Below are 14,645 nucleotides of genomic sequence, written 5' to 3'. Positions count from 1 at the left end.
ATGCAATCTATCTTAAAACTAGGATCGAAAATGTTAGAACTGAAACCGTTAGCAGAAGAAAAGAGAGAATGGTTTATCGGCTCATTACAATGGGCTTTTAAGCAAGCCATGTTAGATGAACTTGCGGAAAATGAAGAAATTATTAGTCGAGAAGAAATTGAAGCTACAATGAAAGCCGATAATGCACAGAGTTTACAGATTGAATATCAAGGACAACCAGTAGCCGGTGCGGTGGTGAGAATTGATGAACAGACCCAACGTAATTGTTTAGATCTGTTTTTCGTTACCGCCAATGAGCATAGCAAAGGCTTCGGGCTAACTGCATGGCAAGCGATTGAACGACATTATCCACAAACCAAAATATGGGAAACGCACACACCGTATTTTGAAAAACGCAATATTCATTTTTATGTGAATAAATGCGGTTTCAAAATTGTGGAATTTTATCACGAGAAAAATCCTGATCCACATTCGCCAAATTTGCAAAAAAACGAACAAAATTCACCGCTTGATGAAATGTTTCGCTTTGAAAAAGAGATGAAAACACCGTGAAAACTGTCGCCCTTATTCTTTACCCACATTTCAGCTTATTTCATTTTGCCGTGCCACAAATGGTATTTTCCGCAACAGGATTGGCAAATGAGCCGTTATTTGATTTGAGAATTGTGGCGGAACAACCTGAAATCTCGCTTTCAGGCGGTTCAGTAGTGCAAGCCGACAGTGATTTAAGGTCGCTTGAAACCGCTGATATTATTATTGTCCCCGCTTGGAATGATTTTGATGAAAAACCAACGGTGACATTGCAAACGGCGTTGCAACAAGCAAATGCCCGTGGCGCAATGCTTGTCGGGTTGTGTTTAGGCACTTACGCCTTGGCATATTCAGGTTTATTAGATGGCAAACGGGCGGCAACCCATTGGATGGGCGAAGCAGATTTCCATCAACGTTTTCCACAAGTGCGGTTAGATTTGAACGCACTTTATGTGCAACAAGGCAACTTGATGACATCCGCCGGCACAGCGGCTGGGCTGGATTGTTGTTTGGCGATTGTGCGGGAAATTTATGGTGTAAAAACAGCTAATCATTTAGCTCGGCTTTTTGTTACGCCGCCTCATCGTGAAGGTGGTCAGGCACAATTTATCGAACAGCCCGTCCCACGCAAAACACCTGATGAAAACATCAACGAACTGCTGGACGACATTCGCAAAAATCTGCAAGTGGTCTATTTTATTGACGAAATTGCAAATCGTTTGTCAATGAGCCGTAGCACCTTTACTCGTCATTTCCGTAAAGCCACAGGACAATCCTTCGCGCAATGGTTGATTGACACCCGCTTGCAAAAAGCTCGTGATTTACTAGAAAGCACCACACTCTCTATCGAACAAATTGCAGAACAAATCGGCTTTCAAAGTGCGGTCAATTTCCGCCAACATTTCAAACAACGCTTCCATGTCAGCCCAAATGAATGGCGGAAGACTTTTGGGGAGTGGGAGTAAAATGCCCTCCTTTTTTAATTGGAGTTATAATTCCAATTCACTAACAAAAGTAAAAAATTGGAACTGTAGTTCCAATTTACTCTGATGACATGCAATCAATACATCCAACAGCTAATTCAACTCAAGAACACTAACTTATTTCCAGTGTGAATATTCAAGAAAATTAAACCGCTTGTAAATACCTATCAATAAAACCATTCATTACCATCGAACGCTTTTGTTCATTAGTAATGGACGGTTTTGTTTTTTTAATGTACAACATAGCAAACCAATAAACGTAATTAGAATAAGTATCTGTTTTGTGTGCTGAGTCACAGCCTAGTGCCTTCTAAGTGGTTGTAGGTTTTCAGTTCATACCCCACACTTTGAATAGAGCATTATTTGGCTCTAGGAATCAGCGCTGATAGAACACAAAGTCAAACTCATGTCGTCTGGAAGTATTTTCAGACAGTATTTCCATTCTACAAGCGGTTAAATTTCCCCAATATTTTACGAGTTCATTTACAAATCTAAATTTATAGATATAATATTCACATCAAATTTTGGAGCGAATATGGAATTAGTCGAAATTTTTAAAGTATTGGCGAATGAACATCGCTTGCAAATGTTACGTTGGATTAAATCGCCCGAGCAGTATTTTCGTGGGGCAGAATTTACTGCTGATGCAATTGCGGCTGATGGTGGCGTGTGTGTGCAAGCAATCACGATTAAATCAGGTTTAGCACAATCCGTAGTATCAGGTTATTTAAATAGTTTGAAAAAAGCAGGGCTAGTGGAAATAAGCCGTTCAGGCAAGTGGACGTATTACCGCTACAATGCTGAAAAAATCGAGCGATTTCTAACCGCTCTTCGTGTTGCGATTTAACTGAAAACGCCGTCATTTGGCGTTTTTTAAAGCTAATACATATCTACATTTTTAGATTTAAGAAAATAAGGATTTATTATGAAAATTGAAATTTGGTCTGATTATGCTTGCCCGTTTTGCTATGTAGGTAAACGCCATTTGGAAGCGACATTGAGCCAGTTTGCCCACGCTGAGAACGTTGAAATCGTACATAAAGCTTTTGAGCTAGACCCAACTGCGTCAAATGAAGTTACCACGACAACACAGCAACGTATTGAACGTAAATACGGTAGAACATCTGCAGATGCGAAAGCATTTATCCGTCAAGTAGAAGCCACAGCCCAAAAGGCTGGTTTAGAGATGAAATACGAAACGGTGCAAAACACCAACACTTTTGATGCACACCGTTTGACCAAATTAGCAGAAAGCTTAGGCAAAGCCGATGTGATGAACGAGCGTTTAATGTACGCTTATTTCACTGAAAATCTGGCTCTTGCGGAACGTAAAAATTTAGTGAAATGTGGCGAAGATGTCGGTATTAATCGTGAATTGATAGAAAAATTATTGGACTCTGACCAATTCGCTAACGAAGCTCGCCAAGACGAACAAGAAGCCCGCCAAATTGGCATTCAAGGCGTGCCCTTTCTTGTGATTGACGGCAAATTTGGCTTATCAGGCGCACAACCTGCAGACTATATGTTGCAAGCCCTAAACCAAGCGTGGAACGAGCAAGCCGAATCTGAGATCACCGCAGGAATAGCGTGCGGTATTGATGGGTGTAACTGATGGCAAACATTCTTATTCCACATTGCGAACCGCTTGTTGTGCCGTCTGCAAAAAATCCTGAAAATCCTACCACTTGCGTGATTTTCCTACACGGCTTAACCACCAGCGGTTTGCAATTCCGCCCTGTTGCCGAGTATTTAGCGAAGTTGTTGCCGAATGTAAAATTCGTTTTGCCTTCTGCCCCTGTGTGGTTCGTCAAATGGGCGAACGCCCCCGTTTCGGGCTGGTACGATTTACTAGGCGATAATTTTCTCGTTGAAGAAGATGAAGAGGGCATTCAATGTGCGGTCAATTATGTACATAAATTGATCGATGAACAAATCGCTCAAGGCATTCCAAGCGAACGGATTTTTTTGAGCGGTTTCTCCCAAGGCTGTGCCATATCACTGCTAGCTGGCACAACCTACTCTAAACCACTAGGCGGTATTGTTGGCTTATCAGGCTATCTTCCGTTAGCTAACCAATGGCAAGACAGCGGATATTTTACGCCGATTTTATGGCTACACGGAAGCCAAGATCTGCTGATTACGCTCACGCAGATTGAGCAAGGCAAGCAGATGCTAGCGAAAAACCGTGATTTCACTTTCAAGATTTATCCTATTGAACATTTTGTGGCAATGCCCGAAGTGGAAGAAATGGGGAAATGGATTCAAACAAAACTTTAACTTGGAGAGCAAAAATGACATTAAATAAAATGATGAAAACCCTTATTGCAACCGCAATGATGGCAACTTTTACCCCTGTTTTACACGCAGAAACAACCACACTACCTACCGTGCAACAAGCTGAACAGCAAGTTGCTGGCTTTTACCGAATGCAATTAGGCGATTTATTAGTTACTGCGTTATATGACGGCCCTGTGAACGTGCCACATAAATGGATCCACGGCATTTCAGCAGATGAAATGCAAGCGGTATTCGACAAAATGTTTTTACCACGCACTGCAGACGGAATTCAAACAGCTGTTAATGCATTTTTAATCAAGCGACCTTCAGGTTATACCCTCATTGATGCAGGAGGCCGCAAAATGCTATGGCGATACGTTAGGTCATATTGTTGAAAACTTAAAAGCATCAGGTGTTCAACCTGAAGAAGTGAAAAACATTGTGGTTACGCACTTACATTCTGACCACGCCTGTGGTGTGGCAACCACCGATGGTAAAATGGCATTTCCAAATGCAACACTTTACGCGCCGAAAAAAGATGCAGATTTTTGGTTAAGCAAAGAAATTGCGACCCAACAGCCGAAAGAAGTACAAATTTTCTTTGATTCGGCTCGCCAAGCGGTAACGCCTTATCAAGCAACAGGACAATTTAAAACATTTAATGAAGGTGAAAACCCTATTGAGGGCATTGAAACTGTACAAGAATTCGGACATTCACCAGGTATGACAGGCTATTTAGTTGGTTCAGGCAAAGATCGATTGTTGGTATGGGGCGATATTATTCACAGCCATACGATTCAGTTAAAAAATCCTGATATTTCAATGGAAGTAGATAGTGATGAAAAAGCGGCGATTGCTACCCGTAAACGCATTTTAAAACTGGTGAGTGAAGGGAAACTTTGGGTAGGTGCGGCACATATTCCATTCCCAGGAATCGGACATATTGTGAAAGAAGAACAAGGATATTCTTGGGTGCCAGTGCAATACTTACCTTTAGAAAATCAATAAGATACAAGCGGTCTTTTTTTGCAAAAAAATAGCGAAATTAGACCGCTTGCCATAAGGAGAAAAAATGCAAACACAAAAATCCATTGCATGGTTTATTTTTGCAGGACTGTCAGCAAGTTTGATTTCTATCGGCTTGGCACGTTTTGCTTATACGCCACTATTACCGTTGCTAATTAGTGAACAATGGTTTTCAGCTTCAGATGCGCCTTATTTAGGTGCGGCAAATTTAGCTGGATATTTGATCGGTGCGTTATCTGGGCGACCGATGGGAAATGCCTTTTCTAACAAGCAAACATTACGTGTAATGATGCTGTTAGTTACACTCTCATTTTTTGCTTGCGCCTTCCCGCTTTCAACTGCTTGGTATTTCGTTTGGCGATTAATTTCAGGGATTTCAGGTGGTGCAATTATGGTATTAGTTGCGGCAACTATCACACCACACGTACCTGCAGAACGCCGTAATCTTGCTAGCGGTGCAATCTTCTTAGGTATTGGCTTAGGAATTTTCGCTTCCGCTACCATCGTGCCAATGTTGATTGATTTAGGGCTAAAAACAACGTGGTTTGGCTTGGGTATTTTTTCTACAATTTTAACCTCGCTGAGTTGGTTTAATATTCCTGATCCCGTAGCAAAAGTACAAGAAGTGGGTAATTCCCCAATATCAGCATCGGTTCAACAACACGCTCCCGAACCTAAATCTATCTTTCTCATTTTATACCTACAATACGGATTGATGGCTGTATTTATTGTTGCACCAGCCGTATTTATTGTGGATTACATTGCACGAGGCTTACAATTTGGCGCTGGAACAGGCGCACTATTTTGGGGCCTATATGGCATCGGTTCGATGATTGGGCCACCACTTTATGGATATTTCGCCGATAAAGTTGGTGCAAAACCAACTTTACGCACGGTACTAGCGGTCGAATTTTTAGCTATTTTTGCATTATGTGCCACAGAAAATATCATTGTAATGGCGATACTTACGGTTATCATCGGTTCATTTCCACCAGGTATCGTGCCATTAATGCTTGCTCGCATTTTTGAAATGACCTCCTGTCCACGGCTACGCAACGTAAACTGGAGTAAAGCTACCATTTTCTTTGCATCTGCTCAGGCATTAGCTGGTTATGGTTTATCCGCTGTATTTAGCGCCACCCACAATGACCACCGAATTCTGTTCATCCTTGGTGGCATCGCATTACTAATCTCATTAAGTATGGAAATACTGTACCGTAAAACACAACAAGTGTGATTGATTTTCCCCAACATTTTAAACAACGCGTCTAAGTCAGAAATGAATGGAGGAATGTTTGGGAAGCATGAGTAAAATAAAAACTAACATAGCAAGCGGTCGTAAACTCCCAACAATTTACGACCACTTGTATTTTAGAATCGACTCAACTCCAATTCCCCTGCCGTTTTTTCATTCGCTTTGAGATAAGCGGGGTGGGTTTCGATTTGTTCGAGGTAACGGGTGATATTTGGATAATCCGCTTTGTTCACATAATTTAAGCCCCATTGCAGTGGGAAGCTTAATGCAAAATCTGCACCGGTGAGTTGTTCGCCTACGATCCAAGTTTTGCCTTCTAGCGATTGTTCTACGTGATTGAAATATAAACCCACTTGCGCGTTGGTGTATTGTGCGAATTCGCCTAAATCACCTTTCTTCGACACTAACGCCAGTAAGTTTGCGGAGAACATTGACGCTGAAATCGCTAGCCAGTAAACGTAATTGGAATAAGCGTCCGTTTTGTGTGCTGGGGTAAAACGGTTTTCCGTGTCGTAGCGGTCGAGCAAGTGTTGGATAATTGCATTGCCTTCCGCTAACACTAAATCGCCGTCTTGCAATACAGGAGCTTTGCCAAGCGGATGTTGTGCTTTCAGTTCTGCCGGTGCGAAGCCGGTGCCTTCTAAGCGGTCATAAATTTTTAGTTCGTAGTCCAAACCTAAGGCTTCAAGTAGCCATACAATACGGTGTGAACAAGATTGTTTTAGATAGTGTAACGTGATCATATTTTTTTCCTTAAGTAACAGGGAATGTAAAACTTCTATAACTTATAACCTGCTTTAATTTATAAGTTTTTCTTCAAAGTGTTTAAAGAAAATAGATTATTATAAATTTATCTTACATAAGATATAATTTCTCACAACTCAAAAGACACTATTTCATAGGAGAAATTATGAGTTTTCAAAAAGAGCAAATGCAACGTTTTCAAACTGCCATTAACACTGCTGATGAAGCATTAATGTGTGAGTTAGTAGTTGACGATGCCCCATTTTATACACCAATGTCTCCTGAACCAATGGTTGGCGGAAAAGGTTATCTGGCGATTGTTCATTTATTCCGCCAAAGCTTCCCTGATGTTCAATGGCAAGCCGAAGCAATGGTCGAAGAAGGCAATATCGTTGTGGTGCAATGGCTATGCACAGGCACTCACTTGGGCGATTTTATGGGTAAAGCCCCTACGGGGAATAAATTCGCAACACGCATAATGAATTTTTATTACTTCAATAAACAAGGCAAAATTATCAACGATGTAGCAAACAGAAGGCTTAATCAAAATCGTTGAAGCTGTCGGTTTGTTAGGTCGCTAATTTTTTTGTAAAGTTTGAGCGATATTCATAAATTGGCAAAATTTCACGAAAATTCGACCGCTTGTTTACTCGCCATATAGACAAAATACCGCCTGAAATATCAATCTCAGGCGGTATTACTTTCTTCCAATAGCGGTAAAACTTTGCAAAATCTAACCGCTTGTCAGCGAATTAAGCAATACCATTTAATAGTACCGCACGCCCTAGTGTTGCATTCAAACGCATTGATTTGATTTTTTCGTATTCAGGGCTGGTGTACCAAGCACGGGCGCGACCATATCAGGAAAGCGTAACACTACGGAACCGTCAATTTCCGCCCCCTCAAGGGCTTGACATTCACCGTTTGCCACCAAAATCTCGCCACCATACGGAGCCAGTGTCGGCACGCCTAGTTGTAAATACTCGTCGTAAGCGGTTTGATCTTTCATTTCGTCACGAATAAAAACCACATAGGCTGTCATTGGTAATTTCCTTATAGATCAAAGGTTTGCATTACATTCACGTGTAAACGCACGTCCACGTTGCCACGAGTTGCATTTGAGTATGGGCAAGTTGCGTGGGCTTTTTCGATTAAGGTTTTCGCCTCTTCTACGCTTAAGCCTTCCACGGTAATGGTGATGTCGATCTCAAAGCCGAATGCACCGTCTGGTTTTTGACCGATACCCACGCCAACAGTCGTTGAGTGTTTAGTCGGTTTAATGCCTAGCGTTGGGGCAAAATGTGGATAATCGCATTGTCAAAGCACGCCGCGTAGCCCATTGCGAAAAGCTGTTCTGGGTTCGCACCCACTTTGCCACTTTCGTTTTGGAAGCCGACTAAATCTAATGCGAGTGAACCGTCATCTACTTGTGTGCGACCGTCACGACCGCCTACTGATGTTGCAGAGGTTTTGTAAAAAATTTTCATTGTGTATTCCTTCTAAATAAAGATTAAATATCTAATGGTTTCCAGTCTTGACCTTTCACAGGTGGCAACCACGCACCGCCTTGTTGAGATAAGCCCCACAGAATGTCTGGCATACCGTATTGGTCGGCACGAGTTGGGTCAAGCTCTGTTTCGATTTCGCTATCACGATTTTCTTTCAGTAAAGTTGCAATATTTGGATTAACCATTACTGCTTTTCCTAAGCCGATAAATTCCGCCCAACCTGTTTGGAATGCCGCTCGGATTTGTTCGCCTGAAAGCAAGCCAATCCGCCCAACAAGAAAATTTACCGCTTTTTACTCCCAAAATCGGCGAAGTATTCTACCTTGATGATAATCCTGATTTTGAAAAATGGTGGGAAGGGGTTGAGTAGTGGATAATAAAAACACCGTTTGAATTTGATATTCATATCAAGCAAGCAGTGTTTTTGTTTGGGGATTTTGCAAAATATTTTCAGGCTGGCTGAAAATACAAATTCAAAATAAACCAGTCAATGATTTAATATCATCAATACTCTGTTTCAAACTCATGGTTTCATTATGCAAAATCGCATATCGCAAACTTTCCATACACAAACTGGCACAAATAAATGATTGATAATGCAAAGAATGTCCCACCATATTTTGCTTAACCAATTCATCAGCAAAAGTAACTCGCAACATCTTGTGCATATCATCATATAGCCCATAACGGCGAGATTGGATTTTCCATAACGCTGAAATGGTATGCCGAGAATTGAGAAAATCTTGAAAAACTTGTTCGGTTTGACAATGTTCATTAGCGAGCAAATCCGCAAATTTTTGTTTAAAATCAAAAAACACTTCATCAATTAAAGAAACCAATCCCGAATAATAACGGTAAAAAGTCGTGCGATTAACCCTTGCTTTTTCAATCACATCTTTGGCGGTAATCTCATCAAATGGCTTTTCGTGTAACAAATCAATTAAAGCACGGTGCATAGTTTCGCGTGTTTTAATCACACGTAGGTCGGTTTTGTTCATGGCTTACTCGTTGGTTAAACTATTTGCTGGTTAATTTCATTATAAGCATACTTTCTATATATTTTGTATGGATATGCTGAAATTTAAATATAATTTATAGCTATTTTAACACATAAAAATCTCCTACAATACGCTCATCTTAAATTTTCAACACACACAAGGATTTTTTATGAAACGCACTATCGTCATTACTGGGGCAACATCGGGTATCGGCAAAGAAACGGCATTGGCATTTGCCAAATTAGGCGACAATATCGTGGTCAGCGGTCGCCGTGAAAAAGAAGGTTTAGAAGTTGTCAATGAAATCAAATCATTGGGGGCGAATGCGATTTTTGTCAAAACAGACATTACCCAAGAAAATGAAGTCAAAGCCTTGATTGAACAAGCCGTTGCTCATTTTGGTAAAATTGATGTAATGGTCAATAATTCAGGCATTGCAGGGCGTGAAAATGTACCATTACATCAACATTCTACCGAAAATTTCCGTGAGTTGATTGAAGTCAATGTGATGGGGTTATTTTGGGGAATGAAATACGCCATTGACGCAATGCTCAAAACTGGCGGTGGCGTGGTGGTCAATTTGGCGTCTATTGCAGGTTTAAATGGCATTGAATTTACTTCACAATATTCGGCAAGCAAACACGCAGTGGTCGGCTTAACCAAAAGTGCGTCGTTAGATTATGCGACGCAAGGCATTCGGGTCAATGCCGTTGCCCCTGGGGCAATTAAAACCGATATTTTGCAAAATGCTATTAACGCAGGCGTTTATCCAGAAGATAAAATTGCAGGCATTCACCCGATGAATAAAATGGGCGATACGAGTTCTATTGCTAATGCGATTGTGTTTTTGGCATCGCCTGATGTGCCGTTTATGACAGGAACGATTTTAAATGTTGATGGCGGTTTTTGTGCCAAGTAATTTTTAAAAATCAATGGTTTTTGGTGTTTTAATAATGCCAAAACCTTTCACTTTTTAGGATAATAAAATGTATCAACACACGATTGCTTGGTATCAAGGCGAAATTTTGGAAGCATGGTTTATTGTGGGGGCGGGCGTTTGTTTGGGGCTGATTGGTTTGCTGTGCCATTTTTATGGGCAAAGTACAGGGGCGAAAGCCTTGTTTGTGCCGATGATGGTGCTTTTGGTGCTGTTTTTGGCGATTGGTGTGCCGATGATTTATAGCAATATACAGACCATGGCAAACGTGGCAGACACTTATCAAGCCGTGGGCGAAACGCAATTTGTTGTCGATGAATTAAAACGGGTAGCGAATTTTCAATATTTGTATCCGATGTCTATTGCGATTAGTGTGGTTAGTTTTGCGGTGGCGTTGGCGTTATTGCATTTTGATGTGGGCGTGAAATGGAAAGCGTGGGCGGTGGCGTTACTTATTTTGGGGACTTCGTTTGCCGTGATTGACTATTTTTCTAAAGAACGAGCGAATGGCTATCGGGCGGTTTTGGAACAGGCGAAAAAGTAAAGCAAAACACCGTTTATCGTGATGATAAGCGGTGTTTTTCTTTTTAAATTTTGCAAAATATTTTCAGGCGACCTGAAAATCCGCACTCGGACTAATCCCAAACATTCTTTTGTATTCACGGCTAAACTGACTGGAACTTTCATAACCGACATCGTGAGCGATTTGGGCAAGCGTGCCTTGTTTTTGTTTGATGCGTTGTCTGGCCTCGGTCAATCGCAATGACTTTTGATATTGCAGGGGACTAATGGCGGTAACTTGGCGAAAATGGCGATAAAAGTTCGGCACACTCATATTGACTTGATTTGCCAGCATTTCTATGGTCAAGGTTTGCCGAAAATTTGCCTTTAAAAAAGCAATCGCTTGGGCGATTGTGGCGACATTACCACCCACCGCAACCATTTGATAAAGCCTGTCCGCCATTTCACTTTTTAGCAAATGATAATGTAATTCTCGCTGAATGAGCGGGGCTAATATCGCCACATCAGAAGGTGAACACGCCAAACTTGCCAAGCGGTGCAAAGCGTTTATCATCGGCTCGTTAATTGTGCCAATTTGAGCGGGGCTGTCCGATGAGAAATGAGCAGACGATTTGCCCAAATCTATCATCAGTTGCAATAAAAATCCCTATTGAGGGAAAATTTCAATAGGGATGTTAATGTTTTCAATCGGTTAAATCTTTGTGCAACTGCTACATAATACCGCAAAACTTTGCAAAATCTAACCGCTTGTCAGTAAATTAGGCAACGCCATTCAATAGCACGGCTCGCCCAAGTGTGGCATTCAAACGCATTGATTTGATTTTTTCGTATTCAGGGCTGGTGTACTAAGCACGGGCGGCGACCATATCAGGAAAGCGTAACACTACGGAACCGTCAATTTCTGCACCTTCAAGGGCTTGGCACTCACCGTTTGCCACCAAAATCTCGCCACCGTACGGAGCCAATGTTGGCACGCCTAGTTGTAAATACTCATCGTAAGCGGTTTGATCTTTCATTTCGTCACGAATAAAAACCACATAGGTTGTCATTGGTAATTTCCTTATAGATCAAAGGTTTGCATTACATTCACGTGTAAACGCACGTCCACGTTGCCACGGGTTGCATTTGAGTATGGGCAAGTTGCGTGGGCTTTTTCGATTAAGGTTTTCGCCTCTTCTACGCTTAAGCCTTCCACGGTAATGGTGATGTCGATCTCAAAGCCGAATGCACCGTCTGGTTTTTGACCGATACCCACACCCACTGTCGTTGAATGTTTAGTTGGTTTAATGCCTAGTGCTGGGGCAACGTGAATAATTGCATTATCAAAGCACGCCGCATAGCCCATTGCAAAAAGTTGTTCTGGGTTAGCGCCCACTTTGCCGCTTTCGTTTTGGAAACCAACTAAATCTAAACCGAGTGAACCGTCATCTACTCGTGTATGTCCGTCACGACCGCCCACTGCTGTTGCTGATGTTTGGTAAAAAATTTTCATTGTTTATTCCTTCTTAATATCAAAATTAAATATCTAATGGTTTCCAATCTTGACCTTTCACAGGTGGCAACCACGCACCGCCTTGTTGAGATAAGCCCCAAAGAATGTCTGGCATGCCGTATTGGTCGGCACGAGTTGGATCAAGCTCGGTTGCGATTTCGCTATCACGATTTTCTTTCAATAAAGTTGCAATGTTTGGATTGACCATTACCGCTTTACCTAAGCCGATAAATTCCGCCCAACCTGTTTGGAATGCCGCTCGGATTTGTTCGCCTGAAAGTAAGCCACCCACGCCGATTAATGGCAATTTGCCGTTAATGCGTTCGTGAATAAGTTGCATACGAGTTAAGTTAGTATCTGCACCACGACGTGCTTTTTTGTCAAATTCGTGCAATGAAACGTGCAAGTATTGCAATGGTTTTTCCACTAACGCCTCAATTAAAGCGAAAGTATCCGCCATTGTTAAGCCGTTTTCACCCGGTTCTTCCGGTGAGAAACGGTAACCCACGATAAATTCAGGTTTTGCATATTTCTCTTTTAATGCAATAACTGAGTCCACAATCGCCAATGGGAAACGTAAGCGTTTTTCAAGGCTACCACCCCATTCATCTGTACGGCGGTTAAATTCGCCAGAGAAGAATTGTTGAATCAAATAGCCATTCGCACCATGAATTTCCACACCGTCAAAGCCTGCTCGGATCGCCAATTCAGTCGCATTGGTATAAGCTTGAATTAATTCAACCACTTCGTCTGCAGTTGTCGCTTTTGCACCGCTTTCAGCGTGGTCTGAGGCACTAATCAGTGCTTGTCCGTCTGTTAAATTTGCTTGTGCATTCACGCCACCGTGATGAATTTGTAAAATTGCTTTGGTACCTTGCGCTTGCAACACTTTTGCCGTTTCACGCAAGCTGTCTAAGTGGCTATCGTCAAGGGCTTCAGGTTGTCCTACAAAGGTTTTACCATTTTTCGCCACTAACGTAGCCGCTGTGATAAACATCCCCATATCTACTGCACGGTTGCTAATAAAAGTACGTTCTTGCTCGCCTAATGTACCGTCTTCGTTTGAACCGAAGTGAGTCATTGGTGCAACCACTAAGCGGTTTTTAATTTCTACGCCATTGTTTAATGTATAAGTTTGAAAAAGTGAATTCATTATGTTCTCCTGTTAAGCATTATCCGTTAGAAGTGCGGTTATTTTAGGGGGGATTTGACGATGGGAGGTAGATTATTTCTCTAAAACACTTGCCTAATTCTCTAAATGTTATGTCATTAGTGAAGACATTTAACTATAAGCGATAGGGGCAATCTTTTTTTCAAATTCAGCAAGTTCCATTGGTTCTTGGCTTTTGACTAAGCGGATATGATTACCTCGCCGCCAAAGCCACATTGAACAATCTTCAAATTGAAATACCGTTAGGCAGAGATCGTACCAATCGTGGCGATATTTCAACAGTTTCCCTCTATCGTAAAAATTCATCGCCAAATGTTGGTACTGATTAACCGCTAAATCATTTGTTGCAAAGCGAGTTTCTTCAACATAAAAAACGGTGTTGTCTAATTGGATGTTTTCCATCTTTTATAGTTCACCTAAATGGAGTAAGCGGGGCGAATGGTTAAGCATTTTCCAAAAAATGCCTCCACATATTAGGCTAAAAATCAACAGTGCCATTATTTACTCCTATAACAAAAAAAGGGCGTCTCCGCCCTGTTTCTTAGTTCGCTACCGTAAATCTGCTAAATAAGTGGGCTTTTTGTTCCACGTCATCAGCGATTGCCACGGCTAAATCTGGTACTGAAATATCTGCTGGCGAGCCGTCACCGTTGAGCAATACATCATCTTTGCCTAGGCGATATTTGCCTGTTTTTTCAAACGAAAGCGGGTTTACCGCAAACATTGCCGCAGGCGATAAAAATGCCCAGTTAATATCACGGCGACCTTTTAATTCGGTAAGTAAATTACGCACCACATTTGCCGCTGGGAACACTTCAGGTGGGAAATTTGGTGTATCCACCAACTGTAAATCAGGGGCGACATAAAGGCTACCTGCACCGCCAATCACCAATAAATACGGCACATTAGCCACTTTGGCGCGTTCAAAATAGATGCTGAACCACGCTCGGTATCTTCGGCCAAATTTGGGTTTGTCCAACCGCCATTAAACGCACTCACCACCGCATCGAACCCTGCTAATTTTTCTGCAAAATCTTCTGCATTTACGTCCGCTTGCACGGCTTGAACGTTCTCTGCCTTAAACACCTTTTCAACATTGCGAGCAAAGCCCACCACCTCGTGTCCACGAGAAGCCAATTCTTGCACTGTTGCATTGCCCACTAAACCTGTTGCGCCAATTACTGCGATTTTCATAACGTTT

General features: G+C 41.8%; 20 protein-coding genes and 3 pseudogenes. 11 read left to right on the top strand and 12 right to left on the bottom strand.

Annotation, left to right across the window (positions count from 1 at the left end; genetic code table 11):
- Positions 1-30 precede the first annotated feature (30 nt).
- The 8 genes from NYR89_RS01235 to NYR89_RS01200 all read left to right on the top strand — a co-directional run bounded on the left by NYR89_RS01235 (position 31) and on the right by NYR89_RS01200 (position 6,054).
- Positions 31-552, top strand: coding sequence for a GNAT family N-acetyltransferase (locus NYR89_RS01235; protein ID WP_279446003.1), 522 nt, complete (start codon positions 31-33; stop codon positions 550-552).
- Positions 549-1,496 carry a GlxA family transcriptional regulator gene (locus NYR89_RS01230; RefSeq protein WP_279446002.1) on the top strand — a complete coding sequence of 316 codons (948 nt, stop codon included), beginning with the start codon at positions 549-551 and terminating at the stop codon, positions 1,494-1,496. Before NYR89_RS01235 ends, NYR89_RS01230 begins: the two co-directional genes overlap by 4 nt.
- A 553-nt stretch (positions 1,497-2,049) precedes the next feature.
- Complete coding sequence (locus NYR89_RS01225; RefSeq protein WP_279446001.1) at positions 2,050-2,361, top strand: ArsR/SmtB family transcription factor; 312 nt, start codon at positions 2,050-2,052, stop codon at positions 2,359-2,361.
- Positions 2,362-2,439: 78 nt separating this feature from the next.
- Positions 2,440-3,126, top strand: coding sequence for a DsbA family oxidoreductase (locus NYR89_RS01220; RefSeq protein ID WP_279446000.1), 687 nt, complete (start codon positions 2,440-2,442; stop codon positions 3,124-3,126).
- Positions 3,126-3,791 (top strand): alpha/beta hydrolase, encoded by a 666-nt coding sequence (locus NYR89_RS01215; RefSeq protein WP_279445998.1) that lies wholly within the window; start codon positions 3,126-3,128, stop codon positions 3,789-3,791. The genes NYR89_RS01220 and NYR89_RS01215 overlap by 1 nt, the downstream gene beginning before the upstream one ends.
- Positions 3,792-3,805: 14 nt before the next feature.
- The gene (locus NYR89_RS01210) at positions 3,806-4,186 is read left to right on the top strand and encodes an MBL fold metallo-hydrolase (protein ID WP_279445997.1); all 381 of its coding nucleotides are present in this window, start codon (positions 3,806-3,808) and stop codon (positions 4,184-4,186) included.
- Complete coding sequence (locus tag NYR89_RS01205; protein WP_279445996.1) at positions 4,137-4,799, top strand: MBL fold metallo-hydrolase; 663 nt, start codon at positions 4,137-4,139, stop codon at positions 4,797-4,799. Before NYR89_RS01210 ends, NYR89_RS01205 begins: the two co-directional genes overlap by 50 nt.
- Before the next feature lie 64 nt (positions 4,800-4,863).
- Positions 4,864-6,054, top strand: coding sequence for a YbfB/YjiJ family MFS transporter (locus tag NYR89_RS01200; protein ID WP_279445995.1), 1,191 nt, complete (start codon positions 4,864-4,866; stop codon positions 6,052-6,054).
- Between the two features lie 134 nt (positions 6,055-6,188).
- Here NYR89_RS01200 and NYR89_RS01195 read toward each other — a convergent pair whose 3' ends face one another.
- Complete coding sequence (locus tag NYR89_RS01195; protein ID WP_279445994.1) at positions 6,189-6,815, bottom strand: glutathione S-transferase family protein; 627 nt, start codon at positions 6,813-6,815, stop codon at positions 6,189-6,191.
- 167 nt (positions 6,816-6,982) lie between these two features.
- On the opposite strand from NYR89_RS01195, the gene NYR89_RS01190 reads away from it, so the two are divergent.
- Positions 6,983-7,372 (top strand): ester cyclase, encoded by a 390-nt coding sequence (locus NYR89_RS01190; protein WP_279445993.1) that lies wholly within the window; start codon positions 6,983-6,985, stop codon positions 7,370-7,372.
- A gap of 196 nt (positions 7,373-7,568) precedes the next feature.
- Here NYR89_RS01190 and NYR89_RS01185 read toward each other — a convergent pair.
- The 4 genes and pseudogenes from NYR89_RS01185 to NYR89_RS01165 all read right to left on the bottom strand — a co-directional run bounded on the left by NYR89_RS01185 (position 7,569) and on the right by NYR89_RS01165 (position 9,322).
- Positions 7,569-7,825: pseudogene (locus NYR89_RS01185) on the bottom strand (DUF1330 domain-containing protein).
- Positions 7,826-7,869: 44 nt separating this feature from the next.
- Positions 7,870-8,303, bottom strand: a pseudogene (locus NYR89_RS10915) (organic hydroperoxide resistance protein).
- A 23-nt stretch (positions 8,304-8,326) separates the two neighbouring features.
- Positions 8,327-8,602, bottom strand: a pseudogene (locus NYR89_RS01170) (NADH-dependent flavin oxidoreductase); the annotation flags it as partial.
- Positions 8,603-8,797: 195 nt separating this feature from the next.
- A complete protein-coding gene (locus NYR89_RS01165) occupies positions 8,798-9,322 on the bottom strand; it encodes a TetR/AcrR family transcriptional regulator (RefSeq protein ID WP_279443008.1) in 525 nt (174 codons plus the stop codon).
- Between the two features lie 169 nt (positions 9,323-9,491).
- Between NYR89_RS01165 and NYR89_RS01160 the strand changes: the two genes are divergently transcribed.
- Both NYR89_RS01160 and NYR89_RS01155 read left to right on the top strand, forming a co-directional pair.
- Complete coding sequence (locus NYR89_RS01160) at positions 9,492-10,241, top strand: SDR family NAD(P)-dependent oxidoreductase (protein WP_015431529.1); 750 nt, start codon at positions 9,492-9,494, stop codon at positions 10,239-10,241.
- 67 nt (positions 10,242-10,308) lie between these two features.
- Positions 10,309-10,803 carry a hypothetical protein gene (locus NYR89_RS01155; RefSeq protein ID WP_078254514.1) on the top strand — a complete coding sequence of 165 codons (495 nt, stop codon included), beginning with the start codon at positions 10,309-10,311 and terminating at the stop codon, positions 10,801-10,803.
- A 63-nt stretch (positions 10,804-10,866) separates the two neighbouring features.
- On the opposite strand, the gene NYR89_RS01150 is transcribed toward NYR89_RS01155, so the two are convergent.
- From NYR89_RS01150 to NYR89_RS01120, 7 genes are all read right to left on the bottom strand, one after another.
- Positions 10,867-11,409, bottom strand: a complete 543-nt coding sequence (locus NYR89_RS01150; RefSeq protein ID WP_279446623.1) for an AraC family transcriptional regulator — start codon at positions 11,407-11,409, stop codon at positions 10,867-10,869.
- Between the two features lie 217 nt (positions 11,410-11,626).
- Positions 11,627-11,830 carry a DUF1330 domain-containing protein gene (locus tag NYR89_RS01145; protein WP_279445987.1) on the bottom strand — a complete coding sequence of 68 codons (204 nt, stop codon included), beginning with the start codon at positions 11,828-11,830 and terminating at the stop codon, positions 11,627-11,629.
- An 11-nt stretch (positions 11,831-11,841) separates the two neighbouring features.
- Entirely contained in the window at positions 11,842-12,273 is a 432-nt protein-coding gene (locus NYR89_RS01140) for an organic hydroperoxide resistance protein (protein ID WP_279445986.1), read from the bottom strand.
- Positions 12,274-12,298: 25 nt separating this feature from the next.
- Positions 12,299-13,426, bottom strand: coding sequence for an NADH-dependent flavin oxidoreductase (locus tag NYR89_RS01135; RefSeq protein WP_279445985.1), 1,128 nt, complete (start codon positions 13,424-13,426; stop codon positions 12,299-12,301).
- 129 nt (positions 13,427-13,555) lie between these two features.
- Positions 13,556-13,846, bottom strand: coding sequence for a hypothetical protein (locus tag NYR89_RS01130; protein WP_279445984.1), 291 nt, complete (start codon positions 13,844-13,846; stop codon positions 13,556-13,558).
- A gap of 139 nt (positions 13,847-13,985) precedes the next feature.
- Entirely contained in the window at positions 13,986-14,357 is a 372-nt protein-coding gene (locus NYR89_RS01125; RefSeq protein ID WP_279445983.1) for an NAD(P)-dependent oxidoreductase, read from the bottom strand.
- Positions 14,330-14,638, bottom strand: coding sequence for an NAD(P)-dependent oxidoreductase (locus NYR89_RS01120; protein WP_279445982.1), 309 nt, complete (start codon positions 14,636-14,638; stop codon positions 14,330-14,332). The genes NYR89_RS01125 and NYR89_RS01120 overlap by 28 nt, the downstream gene beginning before the upstream one ends.
- Positions 14,639-14,645 lie beyond the last annotated feature (7 nt).

Origin of the sequence: Actinobacillus arthritidis, from assembly GCF_029774155.1 — a bacterium.
In the GTDB taxonomy this organism is placed as follows: Bacteria; Pseudomonadota; Gammaproteobacteria; order Enterobacterales; family Pasteurellaceae; genus Actinobacillus; species Actinobacillus arthritidis.
This window is presented reverse-complemented; position numbering and strand designations above follow the sequence as displayed.

What these genes read in the sequence shown, in the direction of transcription:
- NYR89_RS01235 (WP_279446003.1), top strand. Translation starts at nt 31, where the DNA reads ATGTTAGAACTGAAACCGTTAGCAGAAGAAAAGAGAGAATGGTTTATC.
- NYR89_RS01225 (WP_279446001.1), top strand. Translation starts at nt 2,050, where the DNA reads ATGGAATTAGTCGAAATTTTTAAAGTATTGGCGAATGAACATCGCTTG.
- NYR89_RS01220 (WP_279446000.1), top strand. Translation starts at nt 2,440, where the DNA reads ATGAAAATTGAAATTTGGTCTGATTATGCTTGCCCGTTTTGCTATGTA.
- NYR89_RS01215 (WP_279445998.1), top strand. Translation starts at nt 3,126, where the DNA reads ATGGCAAACATTCTTATTCCACATTGCGAACCGCTTGTTGTGCCGTCT.
- NYR89_RS01210 (WP_279445997.1), top strand. Translation starts at nt 3,806, where the DNA reads ATGACATTAAATAAAATGATGAAAACCCTTATTGCAACCGCAATGATG.
- NYR89_RS01205 (WP_279445996.1), top strand. Translation starts at nt 4,137, where the DNA reads ATGCAGGAGGCCGCAAAATGCTATGGCGATACGTTAGGTCATATTGTT.
- NYR89_RS01200 (WP_279445995.1), top strand. Translation starts at nt 4,864, where the DNA reads ATGCAAACACAAAAATCCATTGCATGGTTTATTTTTGCAGGACTGTCA.
- NYR89_RS01195 (WP_279445994.1), bottom strand. Translation starts at nt 6,815, where the DNA reads ATGATCACGTTACACTATCTAAAACAATCTTGTTCACACCGTATTGTA.
- NYR89_RS01190 (WP_279445993.1), top strand. Translation starts at nt 6,983, where the DNA reads ATGAGTTTTCAAAAAGAGCAAATGCAACGTTTTCAAACTGCCATTAAC.
- NYR89_RS01165 (WP_279443008.1), bottom strand. Translation starts at nt 9,322, where the DNA reads ATGAACAAAACCGACCTACGTGTGATTAAAACACGCGAAACTATGCAC.
- NYR89_RS01160 (WP_015431529.1), top strand. Translation starts at nt 9,492, where the DNA reads ATGAAACGCACTATCGTCATTACTGGGGCAACATCGGGTATCGGCAAA.
- NYR89_RS01155 (WP_078254514.1), top strand. Translation starts at nt 10,309, where the DNA reads ATGTATCAACACACGATTGCTTGGTATCAAGGCGAAATTTTGGAAGCA.
- NYR89_RS01150 (WP_279446623.1), bottom strand. Translation starts at nt 11,409, where the DNA reads ATGATAGATTTGGGCAAATCGTCTGCTCATTTCTCATCGGACAGCCCC.
- NYR89_RS01145 (WP_279445987.1), bottom strand. Translation starts at nt 11,830, where the DNA reads ATGACAACCTATGTGGTTTTTATTCGTGACGAAATGAAAGATCAAACC.
- NYR89_RS01140 (WP_279445986.1), bottom strand. Translation starts at nt 12,273, where the DNA reads ATGAAAATTTTTTACCAAACATCAGCAACAGCAGTGGGCGGTCGTGAC.
- NYR89_RS01135 (WP_279445985.1), bottom strand. Translation starts at nt 13,426, where the DNA reads ATGAATTCACTTTTTCAAACTTATACATTAAACAATGGCGTAGAAATT.
- NYR89_RS01130 (WP_279445984.1), bottom strand. Translation starts at nt 13,846, where the DNA reads ATGGAAAACATCCAATTAGACAACACCGTTTTTTATGTTGAAGAAACT.
- NYR89_RS01120 (WP_279445982.1), bottom strand. Translation starts at nt 14,638, where the DNA reads ATGAAAATCGCAGTAATTGGCGCAACAGGTTTAGTGGGCAATGCAACA.